13 protein-coding genes, 1 pseudogene and 1 riboswitch are annotated in these 22,673 nt (G+C 72.4%); of the genes and pseudogenes, 7 read left to right on the top strand and 7 right to left on the bottom strand.

What is annotated here, in order from left to right:
• Positions 1 to 175: 175 nt before the first annotated feature.
• On the top strand, positions 176 to 4,597 hold the full coding sequence (locus ACZ7LS_RS33195; protein ID WP_385134564.1) for an nSTAND1 domain-containing NTPase: 4,422 nt from the start codon (positions 176 to 178) through the stop codon (positions 4,595 to 4,597).
• A gap of 60 nt (positions 4,598 to 4,657) precedes the next feature.
• Here the strand turns inward: ACZ7LS_RS33195 and ACZ7LS_RS33200 are convergent, their stop codons facing one another.
• Positions 4,658 to 5,173: a hypothetical protein gene (locus tag ACZ7LS_RS33200; protein WP_385134565.1), complete on the bottom strand. Its 516-nt coding sequence runs from the start codon at positions 5,171 to 5,173 to the stop codon at positions 4,658 to 4,660.
• 187 nt (positions 5,174 to 5,360) lie between these two features.
• Positions 5,361 to 6,482 carry a cobalt-precorrin-5B (C(1))-methyltransferase gene (locus ACZ7LS_RS33205; protein WP_385134567.1) on the bottom strand — a complete coding sequence of 374 codons (1,122 nt, stop codon included), beginning with the start codon at positions 6,480 to 6,482 and terminating at the stop codon, positions 5,361 to 5,363.
• A gap of 33 nt (positions 6,483 to 6,515) precedes the next feature.
• Between ACZ7LS_RS33205 and ACZ7LS_RS33210 the strand changes: the two genes are divergently transcribed.
• Positions 6,516 to 7,340, top strand: coding sequence for a cobalt-precorrin-6A reductase (locus ACZ7LS_RS33210; protein WP_385134568.1), 825 nt, complete (start codon positions 6,516 to 6,518; stop codon positions 7,338 to 7,340).
• Here the strand turns inward: ACZ7LS_RS33210 and ACZ7LS_RS33215 are convergent.
• The 3 genes from ACZ7LS_RS33215 to cobG are packed head-to-tail and all read right to left on the bottom strand — an operon-like array spanning position 7,280 to position 11,294.
• Positions 7,280 to 9,097 (bottom strand): precorrin-2 C(20)-methyltransferase, encoded by a 1,818-nt coding sequence (locus ACZ7LS_RS33215; RefSeq protein ID WP_385134569.1) that lies wholly within the window; start codon positions 9,095 to 9,097, stop codon positions 7,280 to 7,282. The two genes, ACZ7LS_RS33210 and ACZ7LS_RS33215, sit on opposite strands and share 61 nt — an antisense overlap.
• The gene (locus ACZ7LS_RS33220) at positions 9,094 to 9,756 is read right to left on the bottom strand and encodes a precorrin-8X methylmutase (RefSeq protein ID WP_385134571.1); all 663 of its coding nucleotides are present in this window, start codon (positions 9,754 to 9,756) and stop codon (positions 9,094 to 9,096) included. The genes ACZ7LS_RS33215 and ACZ7LS_RS33220 overlap by 4 nt, the downstream gene beginning before the upstream one ends.
• Positions 9,753 to 11,294, bottom strand: a complete 1,542-nt coding sequence (gene cobG, locus ACZ7LS_RS33225) for a precorrin-3B synthase (protein ID WP_385134572.1) — start codon at positions 11,292 to 11,294, stop codon at positions 9,753 to 9,755. Before cobG ends, ACZ7LS_RS33220 begins: the two co-directional genes overlap by 4 nt.
• 257 nt (positions 11,295 to 11,551) lie before the next feature.
• A riboswitch (cobalamin riboswitch) is annotated at positions 11,552 to 11,703 on the top strand.
• 37 nt (positions 11,704 to 11,740) lie between these two features.
• Between cobG and cobN the strand changes: the two genes are divergently transcribed.
• The gene (gene cobN / locus ACZ7LS_RS33230) at positions 11,741 to 15,385 is read left to right on the top strand and encodes a cobaltochelatase subunit CobN (RefSeq protein WP_385134574.1); all 3,645 of its coding nucleotides are present in this window, start codon (positions 11,741 to 11,743) and stop codon (positions 15,383 to 15,385) included.
• A 404-nt stretch (positions 15,386 to 15,789) separates the two neighbouring features.
• Here cobN and ACZ7LS_RS33235 read toward each other — a convergent pair whose 3' ends face one another.
• Positions 15,790 to 17,490 carry a hypothetical protein gene (locus ACZ7LS_RS33235; protein ID WP_385134576.1) on the bottom strand — a complete coding sequence of 567 codons (1,701 nt, stop codon included), beginning with the start codon at positions 17,488 to 17,490 and terminating at the stop codon, positions 15,790 to 15,792.
• Between the two features lie 293 nt (positions 17,491 to 17,783).
• Between ACZ7LS_RS33235 and ACZ7LS_RS33240 the strand changes: the two genes are divergently transcribed.
• On the top strand, positions 17,784 to 18,338 hold the full coding sequence (locus tag ACZ7LS_RS33240; RefSeq protein ID WP_385134577.1) for a flavoprotein: 555 nt from the start codon (positions 17,784 to 17,786) through the stop codon (positions 18,336 to 18,338).
• Positions 18,339 to 18,377: 39 nt separating this feature from the next.
• On the opposite strand, the gene ACZ7LS_RS33245 is transcribed toward ACZ7LS_RS33240, so the two are convergent.
• Entirely contained in the window at positions 18,378 to 18,953 is a 576-nt protein-coding gene (locus ACZ7LS_RS33245) for a hypothetical protein (protein WP_382525785.1), read from the bottom strand.
• A 116-nt stretch (positions 18,954 to 19,069) separates the two neighbouring features.
• On the opposite strand from ACZ7LS_RS33245, the pseudogene hemL reads away from it, so the two are divergent.
• From hemL to ACZ7LS_RS33260, 3 genes and pseudogenes are all read left to right on the top strand, one after another.
• Positions 19,070 to 20,383: pseudogene (hemL, locus tag ACZ7LS_RS33250) on the top strand (glutamate-1-semialdehyde 2,1-aminomutase); the annotation flags it as partial.
• A gap of 104 nt (positions 20,384 to 20,487) precedes the next feature.
• Complete coding sequence (locus tag ACZ7LS_RS33255) at positions 20,488 to 21,171, top strand: histidine phosphatase family protein (protein ID WP_385134579.1); 684 nt, start codon at positions 20,488 to 20,490, stop codon at positions 21,169 to 21,171.
• Between the two features lie 207 nt (positions 21,172 to 21,378).
• On the top strand, positions 21,379 to 22,626 hold the full coding sequence (locus ACZ7LS_RS33260) for a polysaccharide deacetylase family protein (RefSeq protein ID WP_385134581.1): 1,248 nt from the start codon (positions 21,379 to 21,381) through the stop codon (positions 22,624 to 22,626).
• Positions 22,627 to 22,673: the final 47 nt, after the last annotated feature.

Here is a 22,673-nt window from a genome sequence, read left to right on the forward strand (position 1 = left end):
CTGATCGGTCCTGCCCCGGCCCTGCTTCTTTTTCGTCGCGGTCATGTCACATCTTCCTCATGTGTTCGACCTGGGGCTCCACGTGGGTTACGTCCGCGCGCCATACTGAGCGGGCAATCAAACATTCAATAAATCCTCAATAAACTGCCAAGCCGTACAAGGGAGTTGGGTGTACGTGGTCGAGATACCGAGTACGCCCGAGCCGCTCGCCGCCGCGGTGCTCAGGGTCCGGTATCCCGACGGTACGGCTGTCGGTGCCGGCTTTCTCGTGACCGGGGAACTGGCCGTCACCTGCGCCCATGTCGTCGCCTCCGCGCTCGGGCTGGACGAGGACGAGCGCCCGGCCCCCGGGGCGACCGTCGAGGTGGACCTGCCGCTCGGTCCTGTGGTCGTTCCGGCGGCCGGTCCGGCGGCCGGTCCCGTGGTCGTTCCCGCTGCGGTCGAGTACTGGCCCGACGGCGGCCCGTCCGGGGCCCGGGACATCGCCGTACTGCGCCTGCGGACCACCATCCCCGGCTCCGTACCCCTGCGCATGGCCGAGGCGGACGACGTATGGGGGCATCCCGTGCGGACCTTCGGCTTCCCGGCCCGCCACGACGACGGGGTGTGGCACGCGGGCGTCCTGCGGGCGCGGCAGGGAGCCGGCTGGCTCCAGTTCGAGCGGGCGGCGGGCAGCAACCACGCGATCAGCCGGGGCTTCAGCGGAGCACCGGTGTGGGACGAGCGGCTGGGCGCCGTGGTCGGCATGGTGGTCGCCGCCGACCCCCAGCAGCCGTCCGCCTTCCTCATCCCGACCGCGGAACTGCTGCTCGCCGTACCGTCGTTGCGGGACGTGGTTCTGCCGCCCTCGCCGTTCCGGGGCCTGTCGGCGTTCCAGGAGGCGGACAGCGAGGTCTTCCACGGCAGGGACGAGGAGAGCGCCGAGGTCGCCGCGCTGGTCGCCGAGCACCCGGTGGTCACCGTCTTCGGCCCGTCGGGCTGCGGGAAGTCGTCGCTGGTGCGGGCGGGTGTGGTGCCCCGGCTGCGGGAGGCCGGATACGCCGTCGTCGTCGTACGGCCCGGCGGTCCTTCCGGTCTGCTCGGCGCGCTCGCGATGGAGCTGACGCGGCTCACCCGGCCGGGACTGACGGGGAGCGCGCAGCGCGAGGAGAGCCGGGTGGTGGAGGCGGAGCTGTCCGTGCACGGCTGGGGGGAGATCCTGGCGCAGCTGACGGACGGGGGCGCGGGCCTGGGCGGAGGTCCGGGTACGGGGGGCGGTCCGGGTACGAGGGGTGGCCCCGGTGCGGTCACGCGGCGCGCTCGCGGGGCGCGTGGTCTCCGTGGGGCGGGCGGTCCCCGCGGGATGGGCGGTCCCCGCGGTCTCGTCGTGGTCGTCGACCAGCTGGAGGAACTTCTCGACAACGGCCCCGCCGCCCGGACCGCCGCCGAGGCCGTCGCCGCGCTCTTCCCCGAACACCCGCCGTCCGGGCTGCGCGTGCTGTCGACCCTCCGCGCCGACTTCCTGGAAGCCGTCAGCGCGCGGCCCGGTCTGGAACGCGCCCTGCGGGGCAAGTCCCTCCTCCTGCCCGCGATGTCCGCGGAGCAGGTGCGGCAGGCGGTGGTCCTGCCGGTCGAGACGATCGCGTCCGTCGCGTACGCGGACGGTTTGGAGCAGCGCATTCTCGCCGACTGCGGCGACGCGCACGGCGTGCTGCCGCTCCTGGAGTTCACTCTCGACCAGTTGTGGGAGCGGCAGCGGGGCGGTCTGCTCACCCACCGGGCGTACGAGGAACTCGGCGGCGTCAGCGGCGCGCCGGCCGAGCGGGCGGAGGCCGTATGGCGGCGCGCGGTGGGGCAGGCGGACGGGCCGGGCCGGCCGGAGGGGGCCGACGAGGACACGGCGCGGCGGCTGTTCACGCGTCTGGTCCGGCTGCCGCTCGGCGGCCCCGCGGCCACGCGCCGCGTCGTGCCCCGTGCGGAGCTGGGCGCGCCGGAGTGGACGTTCGCCCAGGCGCTGGCCAGGGAACGGCTGGTGGTCATCGGCCTCGACGACGAGCGGCGGGAGACCGTCGAACTGGCCCACGAGGCGCTGATCCGGGCGTGGGACCGGCTCGGCGCGTGGGTGGAACGCGACCGGGACTTCCTCGCCTGGCGGGAGGGCCTCCGGCACGACCGCGAACGCTGGGAGGCCACCGGCCGCGCGCCGGATCTGCTGCCCGCCGCGTCGGCCCTGGAGGCGGCGCGCCGCTGGGAGCGTGAGCGCGGCGAGGACCTGAGCGAGGCCGACAGCGACTTCCTGCGCCGGGGCCGCGACCGGTGGCGGACGCGAACCCTGCGCAGACGCGGCCTGTTCACCGGCCTCGGCACCGTCCTGGCGCTGGCGGCGGTGCTCGGCTCGCTCTTCGTCTACCAGAGGGGCGTCACGGAGGAGCGCGCCGCCGAGGCGGACTCCCGCTCCATGGCGGCGACTTCGACGGACCTGCGCGCCACCGATCCCGCGCTGTCGGCGCTGCTCGCGATCTCCGCGTACCGCCGCTCGCCCACCGAATCCGCGCGCGACGCCCTGCTGCAGAGCTACCTCGCGTACGGGCGGGCGCGCTGGCTGATGTCGGGGACGCTGGGCAGGGTGCGTGAGGTCGCCGCAAGTGAGGACGGGCGCGTCGTGCTGGCGACGACCGTGCTGGGACGGGCCACTGTGTTCGTACGGGACGACGACGGGCGGATCCGCCGGGTCCACCTCCCGGCGGAAGCGGAGGCGGCCCATCCGGTGGTCGCGCGGGACGGGAAGGGCGCCGGTTACGTCGCGTCCAACGGAAAGCTGCTCTGGTACCAGGTCCGCGCGGAAACGGACACGCTGGTGGCGAACGGCCGGACGATATCCGCGGCCCCGATCGCCTCCACCCGTGGCTCGGCCTTCCGGCAGGCGGCGGTCTCGTCGGACGGAAGCCGGGTGGCCGCCGTCGTCAGCGACGACCTGGTGATCTGGGATCTCGCCAGGGGCACCGTCGTCCGCAGGGCCGGCCCTCCGGAGGGCCACGATTTCCTGGCGCTCTGGTTCGGGGCGGACCGGGACACCGTACTGGCGTACACCGGCGACTCCCTGGCGGGCAGGGAGTACACACTCCGCGCGTACGAGGGCTCGCGCCCGCCGCGTACCGTCCTGTCCGACGTGAACGGGGTGGAAGTGTCCGGCGACGGAAGCGCGGTGGTCTTCTGCCGTGGCACCGGCGTCTCGGAGAAGGCGCTGTACCGGGTGGTGCGGGTGGCGGACGGCGCGGAGACCGGCCGGTTCGCGAGCGACGGTCCCTGCGTGGACAGAATGGCGATCGACCGCACGGGCCGGTACATCGCGGTCAGCGATCTCGTGGGCGACGTCATGCGGCTGGCCGACACGAAGCAGCGGAAACCGGTCGCCGCGATCGGGGCGCGGGTGGGGGCCGGGGCGCCGGACACCGCTCCGGGGAGCCGTCGCCCGTACGGCCGGCTGGTGCGCGAGGACAGCCGCGAGGACAGCGGGTTCTTTCTCCTGGGCTACGATCCGGCCGGCGTGACCGTGACCGGAATGTCCGCCGGTGTGCAGGAGTTCCTCTCCGCCGACCGGGACGGCATGGGCACGGCCCTGACACCGGACGGTGCCACGGCGATCAGCAAGTCGCGCGACGCGGAGCTGATACGGACGCACACCGTGGCCGGGGGATTCACGACGGACGCCACGGCGGACCGGCCGGGCCTGGGAGCGCGGGACAGCCTGAAGGTCAGCCGTGACGGCGCGTTGGTGGCCGATCCGGTGGACTCCGACATCGTCATCCGGGAGGTGCCGTCCCTGCGCGAGGTCAGCGTCCTGAGCCCCGCGGAGATCGGCGAGCCCTCGTTGTTCATGTTCACCGACGACCGGCATCTGCTCGTCACCACGCACACCACCGTCGAGCGCTGGGACGCCAGGAGCGGGCGGCGCCTCCACCGGATCGACCTGGCGGAACTGGAACTGGACCTGGCGGGCAGCGGGCCCGCGATCACCTGGCCGCATCCCCGGGAGGCGCATGTGGCGGTGCTCGGCGACACCGCCCTGCATGTCGTGGACCTCCGAACCGGGCGCGAGGTGAGGGAACTCCGCGTCGAGATCGGCGAGGACGCGACCGGCCTCCGTATCGACGCCACGGGCCGGTACATGGCGGTCTTCCGCCGGGGCGGCGACTGGGAGCTGTGGCGCCTCGACCCGGCCCGCAGGGAACTCGGACCCATGAGCGGCGCGGGCGGAGGCGGGACCGGCGGGGAATTCACCGGCGAGTTCATCGACGGCGAGTTCACCGACGGCGAGGGCCGCTTCCTGGTGGCGGACGCGGGAAAGGTGCGGATCTACGAGGCAGGACGCCGCTCCGCCGCGGAATCCTTCGACTTCGGAACGGCGACGAACACCACCCCGGGGACGTTCCCGGCCGTCTCGGCGGACGGCTCGACGGTCCTGTACGACGACGAGGACCAGATGATCCCGGTACGCCTGGACCCCGGGGAATGGGCGGCCGCGCTGTGCGCGGTGACCGGCCGCCGCACCCTCACGGACGCGGAACGCGAGGCGATACCGGCGGCGGTGCCGCCGGGGGCGGTGTGCGGGGACTGAGCGGGGGCGCGGGCGCGGGGAGTAAGGGCGCGGGTGGCGGGGCGCCGGGGGAGGGACGGGTCAGCCGACTCCCCTGAGGTAGACGCGGCCGGCCCGGTCGTCGAGCGGATGCACCGCGATCTGAAGGGAGTTCAGCCGGCCCTCGCACGGTGCGCGGATCTGTCCCTCCTGAACGTCAGGGAGAGTCTCGGGCTCCGCGAGGCCCAAGTGGGGGAACAGCGTGGTGGGTTTGACGGACTTACGGAGCGGTTTCTCCCGCCGCGTCAATTCGCCCTGGGGCGCCGGCCCGGTGACGAACGCGTCGACCTCCGAGGTGGACAGGGAGAACGCCGGCAGCAGTCCGTCATCCTGAAAGCCGTTCTGGTAGGCGGCCCGGCGGTCGGTGGCCGCCGCGGGGATCTCGACGCCGGGCCGCTTGCTGACGCTCGCCGGCGTAGCGTCCTCGTCCCAGCCGGACACCTGGCCGCGCGCGCCGGCACTGCCGCCGTTCGTGGCGGTCGAGCACGAGGCCAGGACCGGCCCGAGCACGACGGCCACCCCCAGGGCGAGGACGCCGCGGGTCAGGCTGTTCTTCACCGGACTCCTTCGCGACCCGGGTCCGTGCGCTCGCCATCGCGTCCCGGACCCGGGGGATCGGGCAATCTCTCCGGGCATTGTCCGGCTTGGGGCCTCCGTCGTGCTCGGCCTTTGCGGATTCGGGTCCGAGGAGTGCCGAAAAGGTGCTGGTGAGTGACGTACAACCGATGTGCGGGGGCTCGCGCGGTCACGCGGGATCGCTGCGGCCCACTACCGTGCCCGCCCTGTCGATACAGATCACGTCCACCTCCACCGGCGCTCCGCGCAGCACCCGTAGTGCCTCGTCGCGTGCCCGTCTCGCGACCTCGTCGCCCAGCGGTATGTGCCGGGACTGGCACAGGCGGAGTGCTTCCAGGCCCGTGTTGGCCGCTGTCACCCGCTCCGCCAGCGGCGCGTCCGCGCCTGCCGTCAGGGCCAGTTGGGCGAGGAAGGGCTTGTCCACCTGGGAGCGGGCCGAGTGGAGGTCGAGGTGGCCCGCCGCCAGTTTGGAGAGTTTGGCGAAGCCGCCGCAGAGGGTGAGGCGGTCGACGGGGTGGCGGCGGATGTATTTGAGTACGGCGCCCACGAAGTCACCCATGTCCAGGAGGGCGTCCTCGGGGAGGCCGTAGGCCGCGAGGACCGTCTTCTCGGAGGTCGATCCCGTACAGCCCGCCACATGCGTACGGCCCGCCGCGCGGGCCACGTCCACGCCGCGTCTGATCGAGTCGATCCAGGCGGAGCAGGAGTACGGGACGACGATGCCCGTCGTGCCGAGTATGGAGAGGCCGCCCAGGATGCCCAGGCGTGGGTTCCAGGTGGAGCGGGCGATCTCCGCGCCGTTGTCGACGGAGACGGTGATCTCCACATCGCCCGTGCCGCCGTGGCGGGCCGCCACCTCCGCCACATGGGCGCGCATCAGCTGACGCGGGACCGGGTTGATCGCCGGTTCGCCCACGTCCAGGGGGAGTCCGGCGCGGGTGACCGTACCCACACCCGGGCCCGCGCGGAAGACGACCCCCGCGCCCGGCGGCAGCAGCCGTACGGTCGTACGGATCACGGCGGCGTGCGTGACGTCGGGGTCGTCGCCCGCGTCCTTGACCACGGCCGCCATGGCCCGGTCACCGGTGGTCAGGCACTCCGAGGCGAGCGCGAAGGACGGCGTCTGGCCCTTGGGCAGCGTGATCGTCACCGGGTCGGGGAACTCGCCGGTCAGCAGCGCCGTGTACGCGGCGGTCGTGCCCGCCGTCGCGCACGCGCCGGTCGTCCAGCCAGGCCGCAGACCGGTGTGCTTGAGTTGGGCGGCGCGCCCGCCCTTCCCGCCGTCAGTCATGGAAAGACCCCGTCATGGAAAGACCCGCCGACGATGAGTGAACCGACCCCGCTCCCGAAGCCGGCCCCGGCCCATGTGCTGATCCTCGGCGGTACGACCGAGTCGCGCCGGCTCGCCGAGCGCCTGCACGGCCGGGCCCCTCTCCGTGTCACCAGCTCCCTCGCCGGCCGGGTCGCCCGGCCCGTGCCGCCGCCAGGAGACGTACGGATCGGCGGGTTCGGGGGCGCGGAGGGGCTGGCGCGCTGGCTGCGCGAGCACCGCGTGGACGCGCTCATCGACGCCACCCATCCCTTCGCCGACACCATCAGCCGCAACGCGGCACATGCCGCCCGGCTCACCCATGTTCCCCTCCTCTCCCTGCGCCGCCCCTCGTGGGTGCCGGTCGCCGGTGACGACTGGCATACGGCCGGCTCCCTGGCGGAGGCCGCCGGGAAGCTGGCCGCGCTGCGGTGCGCGCGAGTCTTCCTCACCACCGGGCGGATGGGGCTCGCCGCCTTCGAGCACCTCGACGCGGTGTGGTTCCTCGTACGGTCCGTGGACGCCCCGGAACCTCCGTGCCCGGCCCGTACGGAAGTGCTCCTGGACCGGGGGCCGTTCACCCTCGACGGCGAGCGGGAGATCCTGCGCCGCCATCGCATCGACGTCGTGGTGACGAAGGACAGCGGCGGCGCCGCCACCGCGCCCAAGCTCACGGCCGCCCGCGAGGCGGGGATACCGGTCGTGGTCGTCCGGCGGCCGGCCGTCCCCGAGGGGGTGGTCCCGGTGGCCACCGTCGAGGGCGCGGTGGAGTGGCTGGCTCAGCTTCCCGGGTTTCCGGGGCTGACCGTGCCCCCAGGGCTTTCCGGGCTCTCCGGGTAGCGGCGCGGCGTCCACACCACCGTCTCGTCCCCGTCCTCGCCCCGCCGCGCGGTCACCGTCCGCGACGAGCCGACCAGCAGGATCGTCCGCATGTCGACCTGCGCCGGATCGAGATCGGCCAGCCGCACGATCCGTACGCTCTCCTCCGGCCCGCCCACATCCCGGCCGAGGACGACGGGGGTGTCGGGCGCGCGGTGTTCCAGGAGGAGTTCGCGGGCCTTGCCGACCTGCCAGGTCCGGCTGGCGGAACCGGGGTTGTAGAGCGCCAGCACCAGATCCGCGCCCGCCGCCGCGTGCAGCCGTTCCGCGATGACCTCCCACGGCTTGAGCCGGTCGGAGAGCGAGAGCACGGCGTAGTCGTGGCCGAGCGGCGCGCCGACCCGGGCCGCGGCGGCGTTGGCCGCCGTCACCCCCGGGAGTACGCGTACGGGCACATCCCGGTACGGATCGGCGGACGCGGCCTCCAGTACGGCCGTGGCCATCGCGAAGACCCCCGGGTCGCCGCCGGAGACCACGGCCACGCGCCGGCCCCGCCGGGCGAGGTCGAGGGCGAACTCCGCGCGCTCCGACTCCACCTTGTTGTCGGAGCCGTGGCGCCGCTGGCCGGGGCGGACCGGAACACGGTCCAGATAGGTGGTGTAGCCGACGAGATCCTGGGCGGCGGCGAGCGCGCCGCGCGTCTCGGGCGTGAGCCACAGCGGCCCGGCCGGGCCCGTCCCCACGACCACCACGTCACCCGTCGCCTCGCCGGTGACCGCGCCGGTCGCCCCGCCGGTGAACGCGCCGGTGACAGCGCCGGTGACGGCGCCGGTCGCCCCGCCGGCCGTTTGACCGCTCGCCTCGCCGGAGGTGCGTTCAGCCGGTTCCTCGGCCGACCCCGCTGCCGCACGCGCGGCGACGCGGCTCGGCAGCACCGCCACCGAGAAGTACGGGACCGATTCCGGGTCCGTGTCGGCCAGCGCCCCGGTGCGTTCACCGCTCATCGTGGCGCGCTCGACGTACCGCGCGTCGGCCAGCCGGCCCGCCCGCTCGACCGCCCGCCGTACGGCCGGGAACGTACGGCCGAGCTTCATCACCACCGCCGAGTCCGCCGAGGCCAGCCGGGCCGTCAGCTCCTCCTCCGGCAGCGTGCCCGGCAGGACCGTCAGCACCTCCTCGCCCTCGACGAGCGGGGTACCGAGCCGCGCCGCCGCCGCGCTCACGGACGTCACACCGGGGATGACCTCGGTCGGATAGCGGGCGGCCAGCCGCTTGTGCATATGCATGTACGAGCCGTAGAAGAGCGGATCGCCCTCCGCGAGCACCGCGACCGTCCGCCCGGCGTCCAGATGGGCGGCGAGCCGGGCGGCCGACTCGGCGTAGAACTCGTCCATCGCGCCCTGGTAGCCGCCGGGGTGGTCGGTGGTCCCGGTCGTGACCGGGTAGACCAGCGGCTCCTCGATGTGATCGGCGCGCAGATGCTCGGCGGCTATGGACCGGGCTATGGACCGGCCGTGGCGGGCGCTGTGATACGCGATCACATCGGCCTCGGCGATGACCCGTACGGCCCGTACGGTCATCAGGGACGGGTCTCCCGGCCCCAGACCGACCCCGTACAGCCGGCCCACGGACGTGCCCGCGTTCGTGCCCGCGTCCGGCCGGACGTCCGTGCCCGCGTCCGCCCGGACGTCCGTGCCCGCGTCCGTGCCCGCCCGGCGTCCCGTGTCCGCCGCCCGGACGTCCGCGCCCTGCTCGTCGGTGATGCTCCGGGCGCTCATTCTTCCTCGCTCGCGATCGCGTTGACGGCCGCGGCGGCGAGGGCACTGCCGCCACGCCGTCCCCGTACGACCAGGTGTTCCAGGCCGGAGTGGTGTCCGGCGAGCGCGTCCTTGGACTCGGCCGCGCCGATGAAACCGACCGGCACTCCGATGACCGCCGCCGGGCGCGGGGCGCCGTCCTCGATCATCTCCAGCAGCCGGAAGAGGGCGGTCGGCGCGTTGCCGACGGCCACCACCGCGCCTTCCATCCGGTCCCGCCACAGCTCCAGCGCGGCGGCGCTGCGTGTCGTTCCCAGCTCGGCGGCGAGCGCGGGCACCGACGGATCGGAGAGGGTGCAGACGACCTCGTTGTCCGCGGGCAGCCGTTTGCGGGTGACCCCGCTGGCGACCATCGCCACATCGCACAGCACGGGCGCGCCCGCGCGCAGCGCCTCGCGGGCGCGGACCACCACACCGGGGCTGAAGGCGAGGTCGCGGACCAGGTCGACCATGCCGCAGGCGTGGATCATCCGCACCGCGACCTGGGAGACCTCGGCCGGCAGCCCGGTGAGGTCCGCCTCGGCGCGGATCGTGGCGAAGGACTGGCGGTATATCGCCGCGCCGTCCTTCTCGTACTCGAACCCTGTGGGCACTGTGGACACCGTGGTCTTCTCGCTCATCTCGTCGAACTCGTCGAACTCGTCGAACTCGTCAAAGGGGTTGTGCGTGCCGCCGCAACCGCGTCGGCGAGTTCCGGTCCTGTGGTGGGGGACTTCGGGGTGGTGTCCGGGGCGTCTCCCTGTACGGAGATGTCGTAACGGCCTTCGCCCGTCGCGACCACATCCACCCACCGGCCCCGCGGATGGCCGCAGCGGCGTGCGCACCCCGACCAGTAGACGGGCAGGCCGCCCGAGCCGTGGGACACGGCCGCCGCCGCGTCGGACCGTACGTCCGCCAGCGCCTTCGCGCAGCCGGGCCGGCCGGTGCAGGCGCCGACGCCGTGCCAGGGGGAGCCTGGGCCGGTGATCAGCCCGGCCGTACGGAGCCGGTCCAGGGCGGAGCCGGCCGCTGCCGGAGCCACCCCCGGCACGATCACTCCGCGCCACGGGGTCACGCGCAGCGGTCCGTTCGCCGCCGCCGCGAGCAGCCGCCACTGCGCCACGGTCAGCCGGCCGAGGCGGGCGTGGACGGAGAGGGCCATGGTCCCGTCGGGCGACGGTACGAGGCCAGGAACGGGACCTGGAACGGGACCGGACGCAGGGCTCGGAACGGGACGAGGAGCAGGGCTCGGAACGTGATCCGGAACGGGGTCCGGAATGGGAAGCTCCTCTTCCGAGCCCGAGCCCGAGCCCGAGCCCGAGCCCGAGCCCGGACCCGGGTGGTTCGGCCCCGCACCCGCCGCCTCCGCCCCCGTCACGTACTCCGTCCCGATCCCGGCGTCCCCCAGCCCCGCCCGTACCGCCGCCTCCAGCCCCCGGCCGTACTCGGCGGGCAATTCCCGTACCCGCCACGCCCCCGAGCCACTCGCCTCCGCGACCGTGAGAAACGTCTCCGCCGCCAACAGGGCCGCGCGCGGTGCGTCCTCGGGGGTCACGCGCAAGCCCGACCTGTTTGCCCCGATACGTACGACAACCGACTCGTCCCCGCGTGCGAGCAACGTCACATCGGCGCCGAGGGCCGCCACATCACCGCGTCCGTCGTCCAGCGCGAAGAGGAACCGCCCGGAGAGCGCCGCCGCCCGCGCGCTCGCGCACAGCAGCCCGTCCAGCTCACGCGCCCACAACTGGACGTCGGCGGACGGGAGTTCGTCGAGCCCGGCCAGCGGTGACGCCACGATGTTCCGTACCCGCTCGTGGGTCTCCGAGGGCAGCAGCCCGGCCTCGTGCAGCAGCCCGGCGAGTTCCGCGCCGCGGTTCCCGCCCACGTCGTCCAGGCCGCGCAGTTGCACATTGCCGCGGGAGGTGAGGTCCAGATGTCCGTCGCCCAGCCGCTCCGCCGCGTCCGCCAGTACCTCCGCCTGACGGACCGTCAAAAGTCCGGCGGGCAGCCGCAACCGGGCCAGCCGGCCGTCGTCCGCGGTGTGCAGCCGCAGCGCGCCGGGGCAGGCGTCGCCGCGCTCCCGCAGAGGGGCCCGTACGGACTCCTGCGAGGACTCCCGTACGGCGGCCCGCGGGGGCGCTTCGTCCCGGTTCACGGGTGTTGGCGAGGTGGGCGGCATGGCGGCGAGCATACCCACGCGCCCACGCCCGCTCCCGTCCCGCCGCCGGGCCGCCTCTCCGGCCACCACGGCCGGCCACGGCGCCGCTCGCCACCCAGCCATCGCCCGGTCACCCGCCCGGTCGCCATCCAGCCATCACCCAGCCACCGTCCGGCCACCGCCCGGCCCGCTCCCGCCCCTGTCGGGCCCGTATCAGCCTCGTATCGGCCTCCTACCGGCCCGCGTTCCAGGCACCCTCCCCCGCCCGTGACCTCAGCACTTACTATGCAGACGACGGGTCTGCCCAGGCCCGTCAACGCCAGCGACGGCGTCTTGGGGAGGAAGCCCGGTGCGAACCCGGCGCGGTCCCGCCACTGTGAGTCCGGCAGCAGCCGGGCGAGCCAGGAACTCCCGCCGTCCTCCACACCTCGCCCGGGGCGCGGACCCCGAGGAAGGCCAGACGCCGCATGCTTCTGCTCCTGTCGACGTCCGACACCGATCTGCTGAGCGCCCGCGCGGCGAACGCGGCGGGCGGGCCCGTCCCGTACCGCTTCGCCAACCCCGCCCGGCTCGCGCTCGACGAACTGCCCGCGCTGCTCGACGGCGCCGACCTCGTGGTCGTACGGCTCCTCGGCGGGCTGCGCGCCTGGCAGGACGGGATCGACCTGCTGCTCGCGGGCGACCGGCCCGTCGTGGTCCTCACCGGTGAACAGGCCCCCGACGCCCAGCTGATGGAGGCGTCGACCGTCCCCATCGGTATCGCGGCCGAGGCGCACGCCTATCTCGCGCACGGCGGTCCGGCCAACCTGGACCAGCTCGCGCGGTTCCTCTCCGACACGGTCCTGCTCACCGGCCACGGCTTCGAGCCGCCCGCCGCCGCGCCCACCTGGGGCCGGGTGCCCCGTCCGGTACGGGCCACCGCGCCGGGCGCCGACCGGCCGACGGTCGCCGTGCTCTACTACCGCGCGCACCACCTCAGCGGGAACACCGCCTTCGTGGACACGCTGTGCGAGGCCGTCGAGGCCGCCGACGCCCGCGCCCTCCCGCTCTACGTCTCCTCCCTGCGCGCGCCCGAGGCCGAGCTGCTGGTGGCCCTGCGCGAGGCCGACGCCATCGTCACGACCGTGCTCGCGGCCGGCGGCACCAAACCCGCCGAGGCGTCGGCGGGCGGGGACGACGAGGCATGGGACGCGGGGGCGCTCGCCGCGCTCGACGTACCGATCCTCCAGGCCCTCTGCCTCACCGGCAGCCGCGCCGCCTGGGAAGAGAGCGACGAGGGGCTGTCCCCGCTGGACGCCGCCTCGCAGGTCGCGGTGCCGGAGTTCGACGGCCGCCTGATCACCGTCCCGTTCTCCTTCAAGGAGCTGGACCCGGACGGTCTGCCGGTCTACGTCGCCGACCCCGAGCGGGCCGCCCGCGTGGCCGGGATCGCCGTACGCCACGCCAGGCTGCGGTATGTCACGAACGCCGAGAAGCGCGTCGCGCTGGTCCTCTCCGCGTACCCCACCAAGCACTCCCGTATCGGCAACGCCGTCGGTCTCGACACCCCCGCCAGCGCGGTGTCCCTGCTGCGCCGGCTGGACGAGGAGGGCTACGACTTCGGTTCCGAGCCCGTCCCCGGGCTGGCGTCCGGCGACGGCGACGAGCTGATCTACGCCCTCATCGAGGCCGGCGGCCATGACCAGGAGTGGCTGACCGAGGAGCAGCTCGCCCGTAACCCGGTCCGTATCCCGGCCGCCGACTACCGGCGGTGGTACGGCCAACTCCCCGCCGAGCTGCGCGAGTCGGTGGAGCGGCACTGGGGGCCGCCGCCCGGTGAGATGTTCCTCGACCGCAGCCGCGTCGGCGCGGGCGGGGACCCGGACGGCGACATCGTGCTCGCCGCCCTGCGGCGCGGCAATCTGCTGATCCTCATCCAGCCGCCGCGCGGCTTCGGCGAGAACCCCATCGCGATCTACCACGACCCCGATCTGCCGCCCTCGCACCACTACTTGGCGGCCTACCGCTGGATCCAGGCCGCCCGCGAGGACGGCGGCTTCGGCGCCGACGCGATGATCCACCTCGGCAAGCACGGCAATCTGGAGTGGCTGCCCGGCAAGAACGCGGGAATGTCGGCGGCCTGCGCCCCCGACGCCGCGCTCGGCGACCTGCCGCTGATCTACCCGTTCCTGGTCAACGACCCGGGCGAGGGCACGCAGGCCAAGCGGCGCGTGCACGCCACGCTCGTGGACCATCTCGTACCGCCGATGGCGCGCGCCGAGTCGTACGGCGACATCGCGCGCCTTGAGCAGCTGCTCGACGAGTACGCGGCGATCTCGTCCATGGACCCGGCGAAGCTGCCCGCGATCCGCGCCCAGATCTGGACCCTGATCCAGGCGGCGAAGCTCGACCACGACCTCGGGCTCGAAGACCGGCCGGACGACGACGGGTTCGACGACTTCCTGCTCCATGTCGACGGCTGGCTCTGCGAGGTCAAGGACGCGCAGATCCGCGACGGTCTGCATGTGCTCGGCGGCGCGCCGGCCGGCGAGGCGCGCGTCAACCTGGTCCTGGCGATCCTGCGCGCCCGGCAGATCTGGGGCGGTACGGCCTCCCTGCCCGGTCTGCGCGAGGCCCTCGGGCTCGACGAGTCGGCCGCGACCCGTACCGACGCCGACGCGGCGGAGGAGCGGGCCCGCGCGCTCGTCCAGGCGATGGAGGACGCGGACTGGGACCCGGCGGCGGTGGAGGGCGTCGCCGAGGGCCTCCCGGCGGGGGTCGCGGCGATCCTCGACTTCGCGGCGCGCGAGGTCGTACCGCGGCTCGCGGGCACCATCGACGAGATCGAGCATGTGGTGCACGCGCTGAGCGGCGGGTTCGTACCGGCGGGCCCGTCCGGGTCCCCGCTGCGCGGCCTGGTCAACGTCCTGCCGACCGGCCGCAACTTCTACTCCGTCGACCCCAAGGCCGTACCGAGCAGGCTCGCCTGGGAGACCGGCCAGGCACTCGCCGACTCCCTCCTCACCCGCTACCGCACCGACAACGGCGACTGGCCGACCTCCGTCGGGCTGTCCCTCTGGGGTACGAGCGCCATGCGCACCTCGGGCGACGACATCGCGGAGGCGCTCGCGCTGCTGGGCGTCCGCCCGGTGTGGGACGACGCGTCGCGCCGGGTGACGGGCCTGGAGGCGATCCCTCCCGCCGAACTCGGCCGCCCGCGCGTCGACGTCACCCTGCGCATCAGCGGCTTCTTCCGTGACGCGTTCCCGCACGCGATCGGGCTGCTGGACGACGCGGTACGGCTCGCGGCCTCGCTGGACGAGCCGGCCGACGTCAACTTCATCCGCGCCCACGCCCAGGCGGACCTCGCCGAGCACGGCGACGAACGCCGCGCCACGACCCGTATCTTCGGCTCCCGGCCCGGCACGTACGGCGCGGGCATCCTCCAGCTCATCGACAGCCGCGACTGGCGCACGGACGCGGACCTCGCCGAGGTCTACACGGTGTGGGGCGGCTACGCGTACGGCCGGGAACTCGACGGCCGCCCGGCGCGCGACGAGATGGAGACCGCGTACAAGCGCATCGCGGTGGCCGCCAAGAACACCGACACCCGCGAGCACGACATCGCGGACTCGGACGACTACTTCCAATACCACGGCGGCATGGTCGCCACCGTCCGCGCGCTCAAGGGCACGGCCCCCGAGGCGTACATCGGCGACTCGACCCGCCCCGAGACGGTCCGTACGCGCACGCTGGTCGAGGAGACGTCACGGGTCTTCCGCGCCCGTGTGGTCAACCCCCGCTGGATCGAGGCGATGCGCCGCCACGGCTACAAGGGGGCCTTCGAACTGGCCGCGACGGTCGACTACCTCTTCGGGTACGACGCGACGACGGGCGTGGTCGCGGACTGGATGTACGACAAGCTCACGGAGACGTACGTCCTGGACCCCGAGAACCGCGAGTTCCTCCAGGAGGCCAACCCCTGGGCCCTGCACGGCATCGCGGAACGGCTGCTGGAGGCGGAGTCGCGCGGGATGTGGGCGAAGCCCGACCCGGCGGTGCTGGACGCGCTGCGGGCGGTGTTCCTGGAGACCGAGGGGGAGTTGGAGGGGGAGTTGGAGGGGGAGGACTGAGCCCGGTCCGGGGGCGGGCGCGGGGCGCGAGGCCGTTGCGGAGGACACGCACCATGCCGCGCGGCCCGGCGCTGCCGGCTCTGCCCGGGCTCCCGCGTCTTTCGTGTGGACACGGCGGGCCCGTCCTTCGGGCGGACGGCGCTGCCGTGAAGACAGCCCCTGATGTCGCGGCGGCCAACAGCCCGCACATGCCTTCGCGTCATCGCGTCCGCCACTGATCCGTCACGGAGAGCAAGGCTCATCTCCGACATCCGCCCGAGGCGTCCAACCGCGCCTTTCAGCCACGCAGTTGGCGGGCCGGAGGGGGCCGGGGCGGCGGCGCGTCCGGGCGGCGCCGCGTCCGGGGCGGGGTGGCGTCCGGTTCGCCGTGCGCGTGCCCCGGCCTTGTCCTCCGGTTCCGTCCGTCAGGTGGGGATGGGCTTGGTCTTCGTGCAGTTCTTCCATTCGACCCAGGGCCGGGCGCCGCCGTTCTTGGGGCCGGTGGCGTAGGTGGGGTCGCCGGTGATCGTCTGGTTCTTCTCCTCGTGGGTGATGTCGATGCCGAAGAGTTTGAAGCCGAGGGAGAACTGTCCGGCGGAGATACCGAAGCCGATGCCGAGTGAGGCGTTCCACCAGTCGGTGTTGGCCTCGTAGTCGAGCCGGCTGAGCTTCCCCTTGTTGTGCAGGAGGTGTTCGAGCGGGCCGGCGTCCGAGTCCGGTACTTCCGCGGCGTCGGAGGGGGAGGGCAGCGGGTTGCTGGCGGGGTCGTCGCCACGCCCGCGCAGCCAGTCCTCGACGGTGGTGCTGTCGGTGTCGTTGTCGAGGATGAGCTCGGCCGTCTCGGTGTGTATCCGCGACTCGGTGGATCCGCCGCCGCCACCGACATCGATGGTGACGGGACCGGCGTTGGCGCCTCCCTCGACCTTGACGCCGCCGCCGTCCCCGGCTTCCTGGCTGGTGGTGATGACCAGCTTCTCCGGGTGGTGCGGGTCGTCGTTCTTCTCCTCCTCGTCATAGGCCGCCGCGTCGTACGTGACCGCGACCTGCTGCATCCTCTCGCCGGTGGCGACGCCGCCCGCGCCGGCCGAGCCCTTGACGGTGAAGGTGTAGATGAAGGTGATCTTCCCGGCGTTGACACCGGTGTTGGTGCGCATCACCACGACGTCCTCGGTCATGGTGCCGTTGAGCACTTCGCCGGAGATCTTGCCGAGGTCCTTGGGGCCGTCGCTCTTCCCCGCGTCTTTGCCGCCCTTGCCGTTGCTCTTGAACTTCCCGCCGAAGCTCACATTGCCCGACGCCTCGGTGGAGGTCTTGGTGATGTCGACGTCCGGCGCCTTCTCCGGTTCGAGGTCGGGCTTCTTCTTGCCCGCGTGGTAGCCGCAGATCATCCCCAGCTCGGAGGAGCGCGGACCGGCGGGCCTGCTGTTGCACTTGTCCTGCGCCTTGAGGTACTCGGTGAACTGCTGGGCGTCCTCAAGATTGGCCGCCAGGTCCGCCTGGGGATCGCCGCTCTTGTTCCCGTTGAACAGCCACTGCCCGCCGCTGCCGCTGCCCGCCAGGTAGGTGCCGCTGAGCTTGGCGCTGCCGCCCCAGTCCTTCAGCCCGGGGATGCCGGCGGAGATGCTCGCCGTGACCCCGCCTCCGACCTCGGTCACGCGCTCCAGGGTGACCGTGCCGTCCGACCACTGCTGGAGCTTGACCGTCTCCGAGCTGCTGATCTTGATGAAGAGGATCTGGATGACGACGGTGGTCTTGGTCTGGTCCTGGGACAGCAGGCACCGAGCGGGCTCGAACGGATCCCCGTTGGGTACGAAGGGATCGCCCGGACCGCCGGGCCCGCCGCCCCCGTCGCCGCCCCCGTCTCCGCCGTCACCGTCGCCCGCGTAGTCGCCGGAGGAGCACGCCTCGGCCCCGCTCAGCGGGTGAAGTATTCGGCATACGGCGCTCTTCAGCCCGGTCGCCTCGTCGGCGGGCACGCTCAGACCGACGATCGCCGCCACGACCAGGGACACCACCCCGACCATCGCCGCGTACTCGGCCCCGCTCTGCCCCAGGTCGCGATGCGCCCTGTCGCCCAGCCCATGGTTGTGCCGGTGCCATCCGCGCAACCTGTCGGCGCCCCTCATCAGTTCTCCTCGCCCACGCCGTCCCCGAACCCCCGAGCGAGAGCAGCGTATGGATGGGGCCGGGCCCAAACGCAGGGTCCCCGGGCCCACTTGAGGGGCCCACTCAGAGGGCCGCGCACCCCCTCCTACCTGCGAAAAGTGGCGCCCGCCGCACTGTTGGGTGAACTCTGCGGGGACGCCTCGCGTCTTCCGTGCCGCCGAGGTCCCGCAACCGCCGTTGCCCTCCCGGCCGTTAGGGTCTGGGGCATGACCACGGGAGAGCGCGTTGCCACTGCCGGGGCGCGGGCGCGCCGATGAATGACCAGCCGAAGAAGCCGTTCCTTTATGTCGTCGTGTGCGCGGCCGGCGTCGCCGGCGACGTCGCCAACCTGATCACGGCTGCCCAAGAGGCGAATTGGGACGTCGGCGTCATCGCCACCCCGCAAGGGCTCGGCTTCATCGACGCCGAGGCGGTGGAGGCCCAGACCGGCCACCCCATCCGCTCGGCCTGGCGCAGCCCCGGCGACCCACGCCCGCTGCCGCCCCCGGACGCCATCGCTGTCGCGCCGGCCACCTTCAACACGATCAACAAGTGGGCCGCCGGAATCGCCGACACTCTCGCCCTGGGGATCCTGTGCGAGGCGTACGGACTGGGCATTCCGACCGCGGCCCTCCCGTACGTGAACGCGGCCATGGCCTCGCACCCCGCGTACGCCCGAAGCCTGGACCAACTGCGGGAGATGGGCGTTCTGCTGGGGTCGTACCGGCCCCACAGCCCGAAGTCCGCGAAGCCGGAGGGAGCCACGGACCGGTTCCGCTGGGAGGAGGCGCTGGACCTCCTCGCCCCGGCGATCTCGCCCCGGCGCTGACCCCCGCGGCTCACCTCAGCCGGGCGAACGGACGTCAGGTCAGGGCCACACCAGGCAGTACGGCTGGTGCCCCGCCTCGTGCAGCCGGTGGCTGAAGTCCTGCCATTCGTGCAGCAGTTGGTAGACGTTGTACGCGTCCCTCGGGCCGCCCCTGTCCGGGACCGTCGACCAGATGAAGGCCGCCGCGCCCACGGATTCCTCGCCGATTCCGCGCAGCGGGTCCACCACCGTCATCGGGAGTTTGACCACCGCGTAATCGGGGTGCAGCACGACCAGTTCAAGCGGCGGCACTTTGTACAGGGGCAGGCCCTGAATGCCCGTGAGGACCATCGCCGCTATCGTCTCCGGCTTGATCTTCGTGAACATGCCACCCATGCCGAGCTCATCGCCGCCCAGCTCCTCCGGGCGCATGGAAATGGGCACACGCGCGGCCGTGGCTCCGTCGGGCGCGCCGAAGTATTTGTAGGTCACCCCCACCCGGCCACCACTCCTGCTTTCCGGCGTTGTCGGCGGTTGATCCCGCGCCTCACGTTCGCGCCGTCGATGCTTTCCACGCCGGGCAGGCTCGGGACCGAGGTCGTCGGTTCCCTCGCCCAGTCCGCCACCGCGATGCATATCTCCACCCGACCACTCGCAGCCATGGCCGCGCAACCCGATCATCGTGACAGTGACCTCCCCCACGGACGTCCGGTGAAACACCTGTCCGCAAGAACGTCCGAGCCTCTGACACCATGGATTCCGTGAGCTTCCCCTATGACGCCCCAGTTTCGCAGACGCTTTTCGACCGTGCGGCCCTCGTGACGCCCGGCGGCGTGAACTCTCCCGTCCGTGCCTTCCGCGCGGTGGGCGGTACGCCCCGGTTCATGGTGTCCGGTAACGGTCCATACCTCATCGATGCGGACGGTCGCGAATATGTCGACCTCGTATGTTCTTGGGGGCCGATGATTCTCGGTCATTCCCACCCGGAGGTCATCGAAGCGGTCCAGGCCGCGGTCGCCCGCGGTACGTCCTTCGGTACGCCCGGTGAGGGCGAGGTCGCGCTCGCCGAGGAGATCGTGGCCCGGGTCGGCCCCGTCGAGCAGGTGCGGCTCGTGTCGTCCGGGACCGAGGCGACCATGTCCGCCATCCGGCTCGCCCGCGGTTTCACCGGGCGCGCCAAGGTCGTGAAGTTCGCCGGCTGCTACCACGGGCACGTCGACGCGCTGCTCGCCGCGGCGGGCTCCGGGGTCGCGACCCTCGGGCTGCCCGACACCCCCGGGGTGACCGGCGCGCAGGCCGGGGACACCATCGTCCTGCCGTACAACGATCTTGAGGCCGTGCGCCGCGCGTTCGCCGCGCACCCCGGTGAGATCGCCTGTGTGATCACCGAGGCCTCGCCCGGCAACATGGGCGTCGTCCCGCCCAGGGACGGGTTCAACGCGGGGCTCAAGGAGCTCTGCGCCGCCGACGGCGCGCTCTACATCTCGGACGAGGTGATGACCGGGTTCCGTACGTCGAAGGCCGGCTGGTACGGCGTCGACGGCGTCGTGCCCGATCTGATGACCTTCGGCAAGGTCATGGGCGGCGGGTTCCCGGCCGCCGCGTTCGGCGGGCGCGCCGACATCATGGGGCGGCTCGCCCCCGCGGGCCCCGTCTACCAGGCGGGCACGCTCTCCGGGAACCCGGTCGCCACCGCCGCGGGCCTCGCGCAGCTGCGGCTGCTCGACGACGCGGCGTACGCGAAGATCGACGCCGTCTCGCGGCAGATCCAGGGGCTGGTGACGGACGCGCTCAGCAAGGAGGGCGTGGCCCATCGCGTACAGACGGCGAGCAACATGTTCTCCGTCTTCTTCACCGCCGACGAGGTCCACGACTACGAGGGTGCCAAGAAGCAGGAGTCGTTCCGCTTCACCCCCTTCTTCCACTCGCTGCTGGCCGACGGCGTGTATCTGCCGCCGTCCTCCTTCGAGTCCTGGTTCGTCTCCACCGCCCACGACGACCGTGCGATCGAGCGGATCGCCGCCGCGCTGCCGGCCGCCGCACGCGCCGCCGCCGAAGCGACCGCCCCCGAGCCCAGCGCCCCCGAGCCCAGCGCCCCCGAGCCCAGCGCCCCCGACACCATCGGCGCCGGGACCGGCGCACCCGAGCCCACCGATCCGGAGAACGCCGCATGAGCACGAGCGAAGAGATCACCGTCGTCCATCTCGTGCGCCACGGCGAAGTGCACAATCCGGACGGTGTCCTCTACGGCCGGCGCCCCGGCTACCACCTCTCCGAGCTGGGCAGGCAGATGGCCGACCGGGTCGCGGAGTACCTCGCGGACCGTGACATCGCCTACGTCGTCGCCTCCCCCCTGGAGCGCGCGCAGGAGACCGCGGCCCCCGTCGCCAAGAGCCACGGACTGGCCCTCGACACCGACGACCGGCTGATCGAGGCCGCGAACGTCTTCGAGGGCAAGGCCTTCGGGGTCGGAGACGGCGCGCTGCGCAGGCCCGGGAACTGGAGGTATCTCACCAACCCGTTCCGGCCGTCCTGGGGCGAGCCGTACATCGAGCAGGTCGTACGGATGATGGGCGCCCTGAACGCCGCGCGCGACGCGGCCCGCGGGCACGAGGCGGTCTGCGTCAGCCATCAGCTGCCGATCTGGATCGTGCGGAGCTTCGTCGAGCGGCGCCGGCTGTGGCACGACCCGCGCCGCCGGCAGTGCACGCTCGCGTCCCTGACCAGTTTCACCTATCAGGGCGACAAGATCGTCTCCGTCGGCTACTCCGAGCCCGCCCGCGATCTTGTCCCGGCACATCTGCTCGCCGGCGCCCGGCCGGTCAAGGGCGGCACCAAAGCCTTCGGCGCCTGAATGCGCGGGAACCGGCGCTCGCTCCGAACTGACGCCCGCTCGCGTTCCGCTGATCACTTTCTGTCATATCCACTGATACATCAGTGAAGATCAGTAAAGATATGACAATTACAGGAACCTCCCCGTTCGCTCTCTCATCTCTGGTGTTGCCGCTTGTAAGACTTTTACAAGCGGCATACGCACCAGACGAGCGCGGATGGGAACGGTATGCGCGACATCAGCCGAAGGAGTCTACTCGGAGCGGGAATTGGAGCGGCTGCCGCGATCGGGATCGCGGGCTGCTCCACCGGTGAGAGCGGTTCGGTCCGGCACGCGGGCGTGGGCAAGGGCGGTGAGAGCGGAGGCGCGACGGGCAGTGCGCGCCCCCTCGCCAAGGAGGTCCGTCTCATAGGCGACGGTTCCACTTCCGACACGGGAAAGCAGCCGCACCAGCCGGCCGCCCCGGTCCCCCTGGAACCCGGCCAGACCCCGCCGCAGTTCGTGATCTTCTCCTGGGACGGAGCCGGTGAGGTCGGCAACGGTCTCTTCCCCCGCTTTCTGGAACTCGCCAAGAACCACGACGCGGCGATGACCTTCTTCCTCTCCGGCCTCTATCTGCTGCCCGAGTCGAAGAAGACGCTCTACCGCCCGCCGAACAACCCCGTCGGCGCCTCCGACATCGGCTATCTCACCGACGGCCATATCAAGGACACCCTCAAGAACGTCCGCCAGGCATGGCTGGACGGCCATGAGATCGGTACGCACTTCAACGGGCATTTCTGCGCCGGCTCCGGCAGCGTCGGCGACTGGACCCCGCAGCAGTGGCGCAGCGAGATCGACCAGGCTGTGTCCTTCGTCACCGAGTGGCGTACGAACAGCGGCTGGACCGATCTCGACCCGCTGCCCTTCGATTACCGCAAGGAACTGATCGGCAGCCGTACGCCCTGTCTGCTCGGCCAGGAGAATCTGCTGCCGACGGCGAAGAAGCTGGGCTGGCGTTACGACGCGAGTTCGCCCGGCGGTACGCAGCGGTGGCCGGACAAGAAGATGGGGATCTGGGATTTCCCGTTGCAGCAAGTCCCGTTCCCCGGGCACAGTTTCGAGGTCCTTTCCATGGACTACAACATTCTGGCGAATCAGTCGAAGAATTCGACGAACGGCATGACCTCGCGTTACGCGGGCTGGCGCAAGCAGGCCACCGAGGCGTATCTCGGCGGTTTCCGCCGTGCCTACGAATCGAATCGCGCGCCGTTCTTCATCGGCAACCACTTCGAGCAGTGGAACGGCGGGATCTATATGGACGCCGTGGAGGAGGCGCTGAAGGGGATGGCGGGCAAGAAGGACGTACGGCTCGTCTCGTTCCGGCAGTTCACCGACTGGCTCGATGTCCAGGACCCCGCCGTACTCGACAAGCTCCGCACATTGGAGGTCGGCCAGGCCCCCGCCGGCGGCTGGAACGCATTCTTCAAGGCATGAGCACGAGAAGGCCGCCTGAGAAGGCCGCTTGAGAAGGCCGCCTGAGC

The organism is Streptomyces sp. NPDC039430 (assembly GCF_055639435.1).

Bases quoted from the DNA above. Each gene is read 5' to 3' on its own strand.
- ACZ7LS_RS33205 (WP_385134567.1), bottom strand. From the start codon at position 6,482: ATGACTGACGGCGGGAAGGGCGGGCGCGCCGCCCAACTCAAGCACACC.
- ACZ7LS_RS33210 (WP_385134568.1), top strand. From the start codon at position 6,516: ATGAGTGAACCGACCCCGCTCCCGAAGCCGGCCCCGGCCCATGTGCTG.
- ACZ7LS_RS33215 (WP_385134569.1), bottom strand. From the start codon at position 9,097: ATGAGCGCCCGGAGCATCACCGACGAGCAGGGCGCGGACGTCCGGGCG.
- ACZ7LS_RS33220 (WP_385134571.1), bottom strand. From the start codon at position 9,756: ATGAGCGAGAAGACCACGGTGTCCACAGTGCCCACAGGGTTCGAGTAC.
- cobG (WP_385134572.1), bottom strand. From the start codon at position 11,294: ATGCCGCCCACCTCGCCAACACCCGTGAACCGGGACGAAGCGCCCCCG.
- cobN (WP_385134574.1), top strand. From the start codon at position 11,741: ATGCTTCTGCTCCTGTCGACGTCCGACACCGATCTGCTGAGCGCCCGC.
- ACZ7LS_RS33235 (WP_385134576.1), bottom strand. From the start codon at position 17,490: ATGAGGGGCGCCGACAGGTTGCGCGGATGGCACCGGCACAACCATGGG.
- ACZ7LS_RS33240 (WP_385134577.1), top strand. From the start codon at position 17,784: ATGAATGACCAGCCGAAGAAGCCGTTCCTTTATGTCGTCGTGTGCGCG.
- ACZ7LS_RS33245 (WP_382525785.1), bottom strand. From the start codon at position 18,953: ATGCATCGCGGTGGCGGACTGGGCGAGGGAACCGACGACCTCGGTCCC.
- ACZ7LS_RS33255 (WP_385134579.1), top strand. From the start codon at position 20,488: ATGAGCACGAGCGAAGAGATCACCGTCGTCCATCTCGTGCGCCACGGC.
- ACZ7LS_RS33260 (WP_385134581.1), top strand. From the start codon at position 21,379: ATGCGCGACATCAGCCGAAGGAGTCTACTCGGAGCGGGAATTGGAGCG.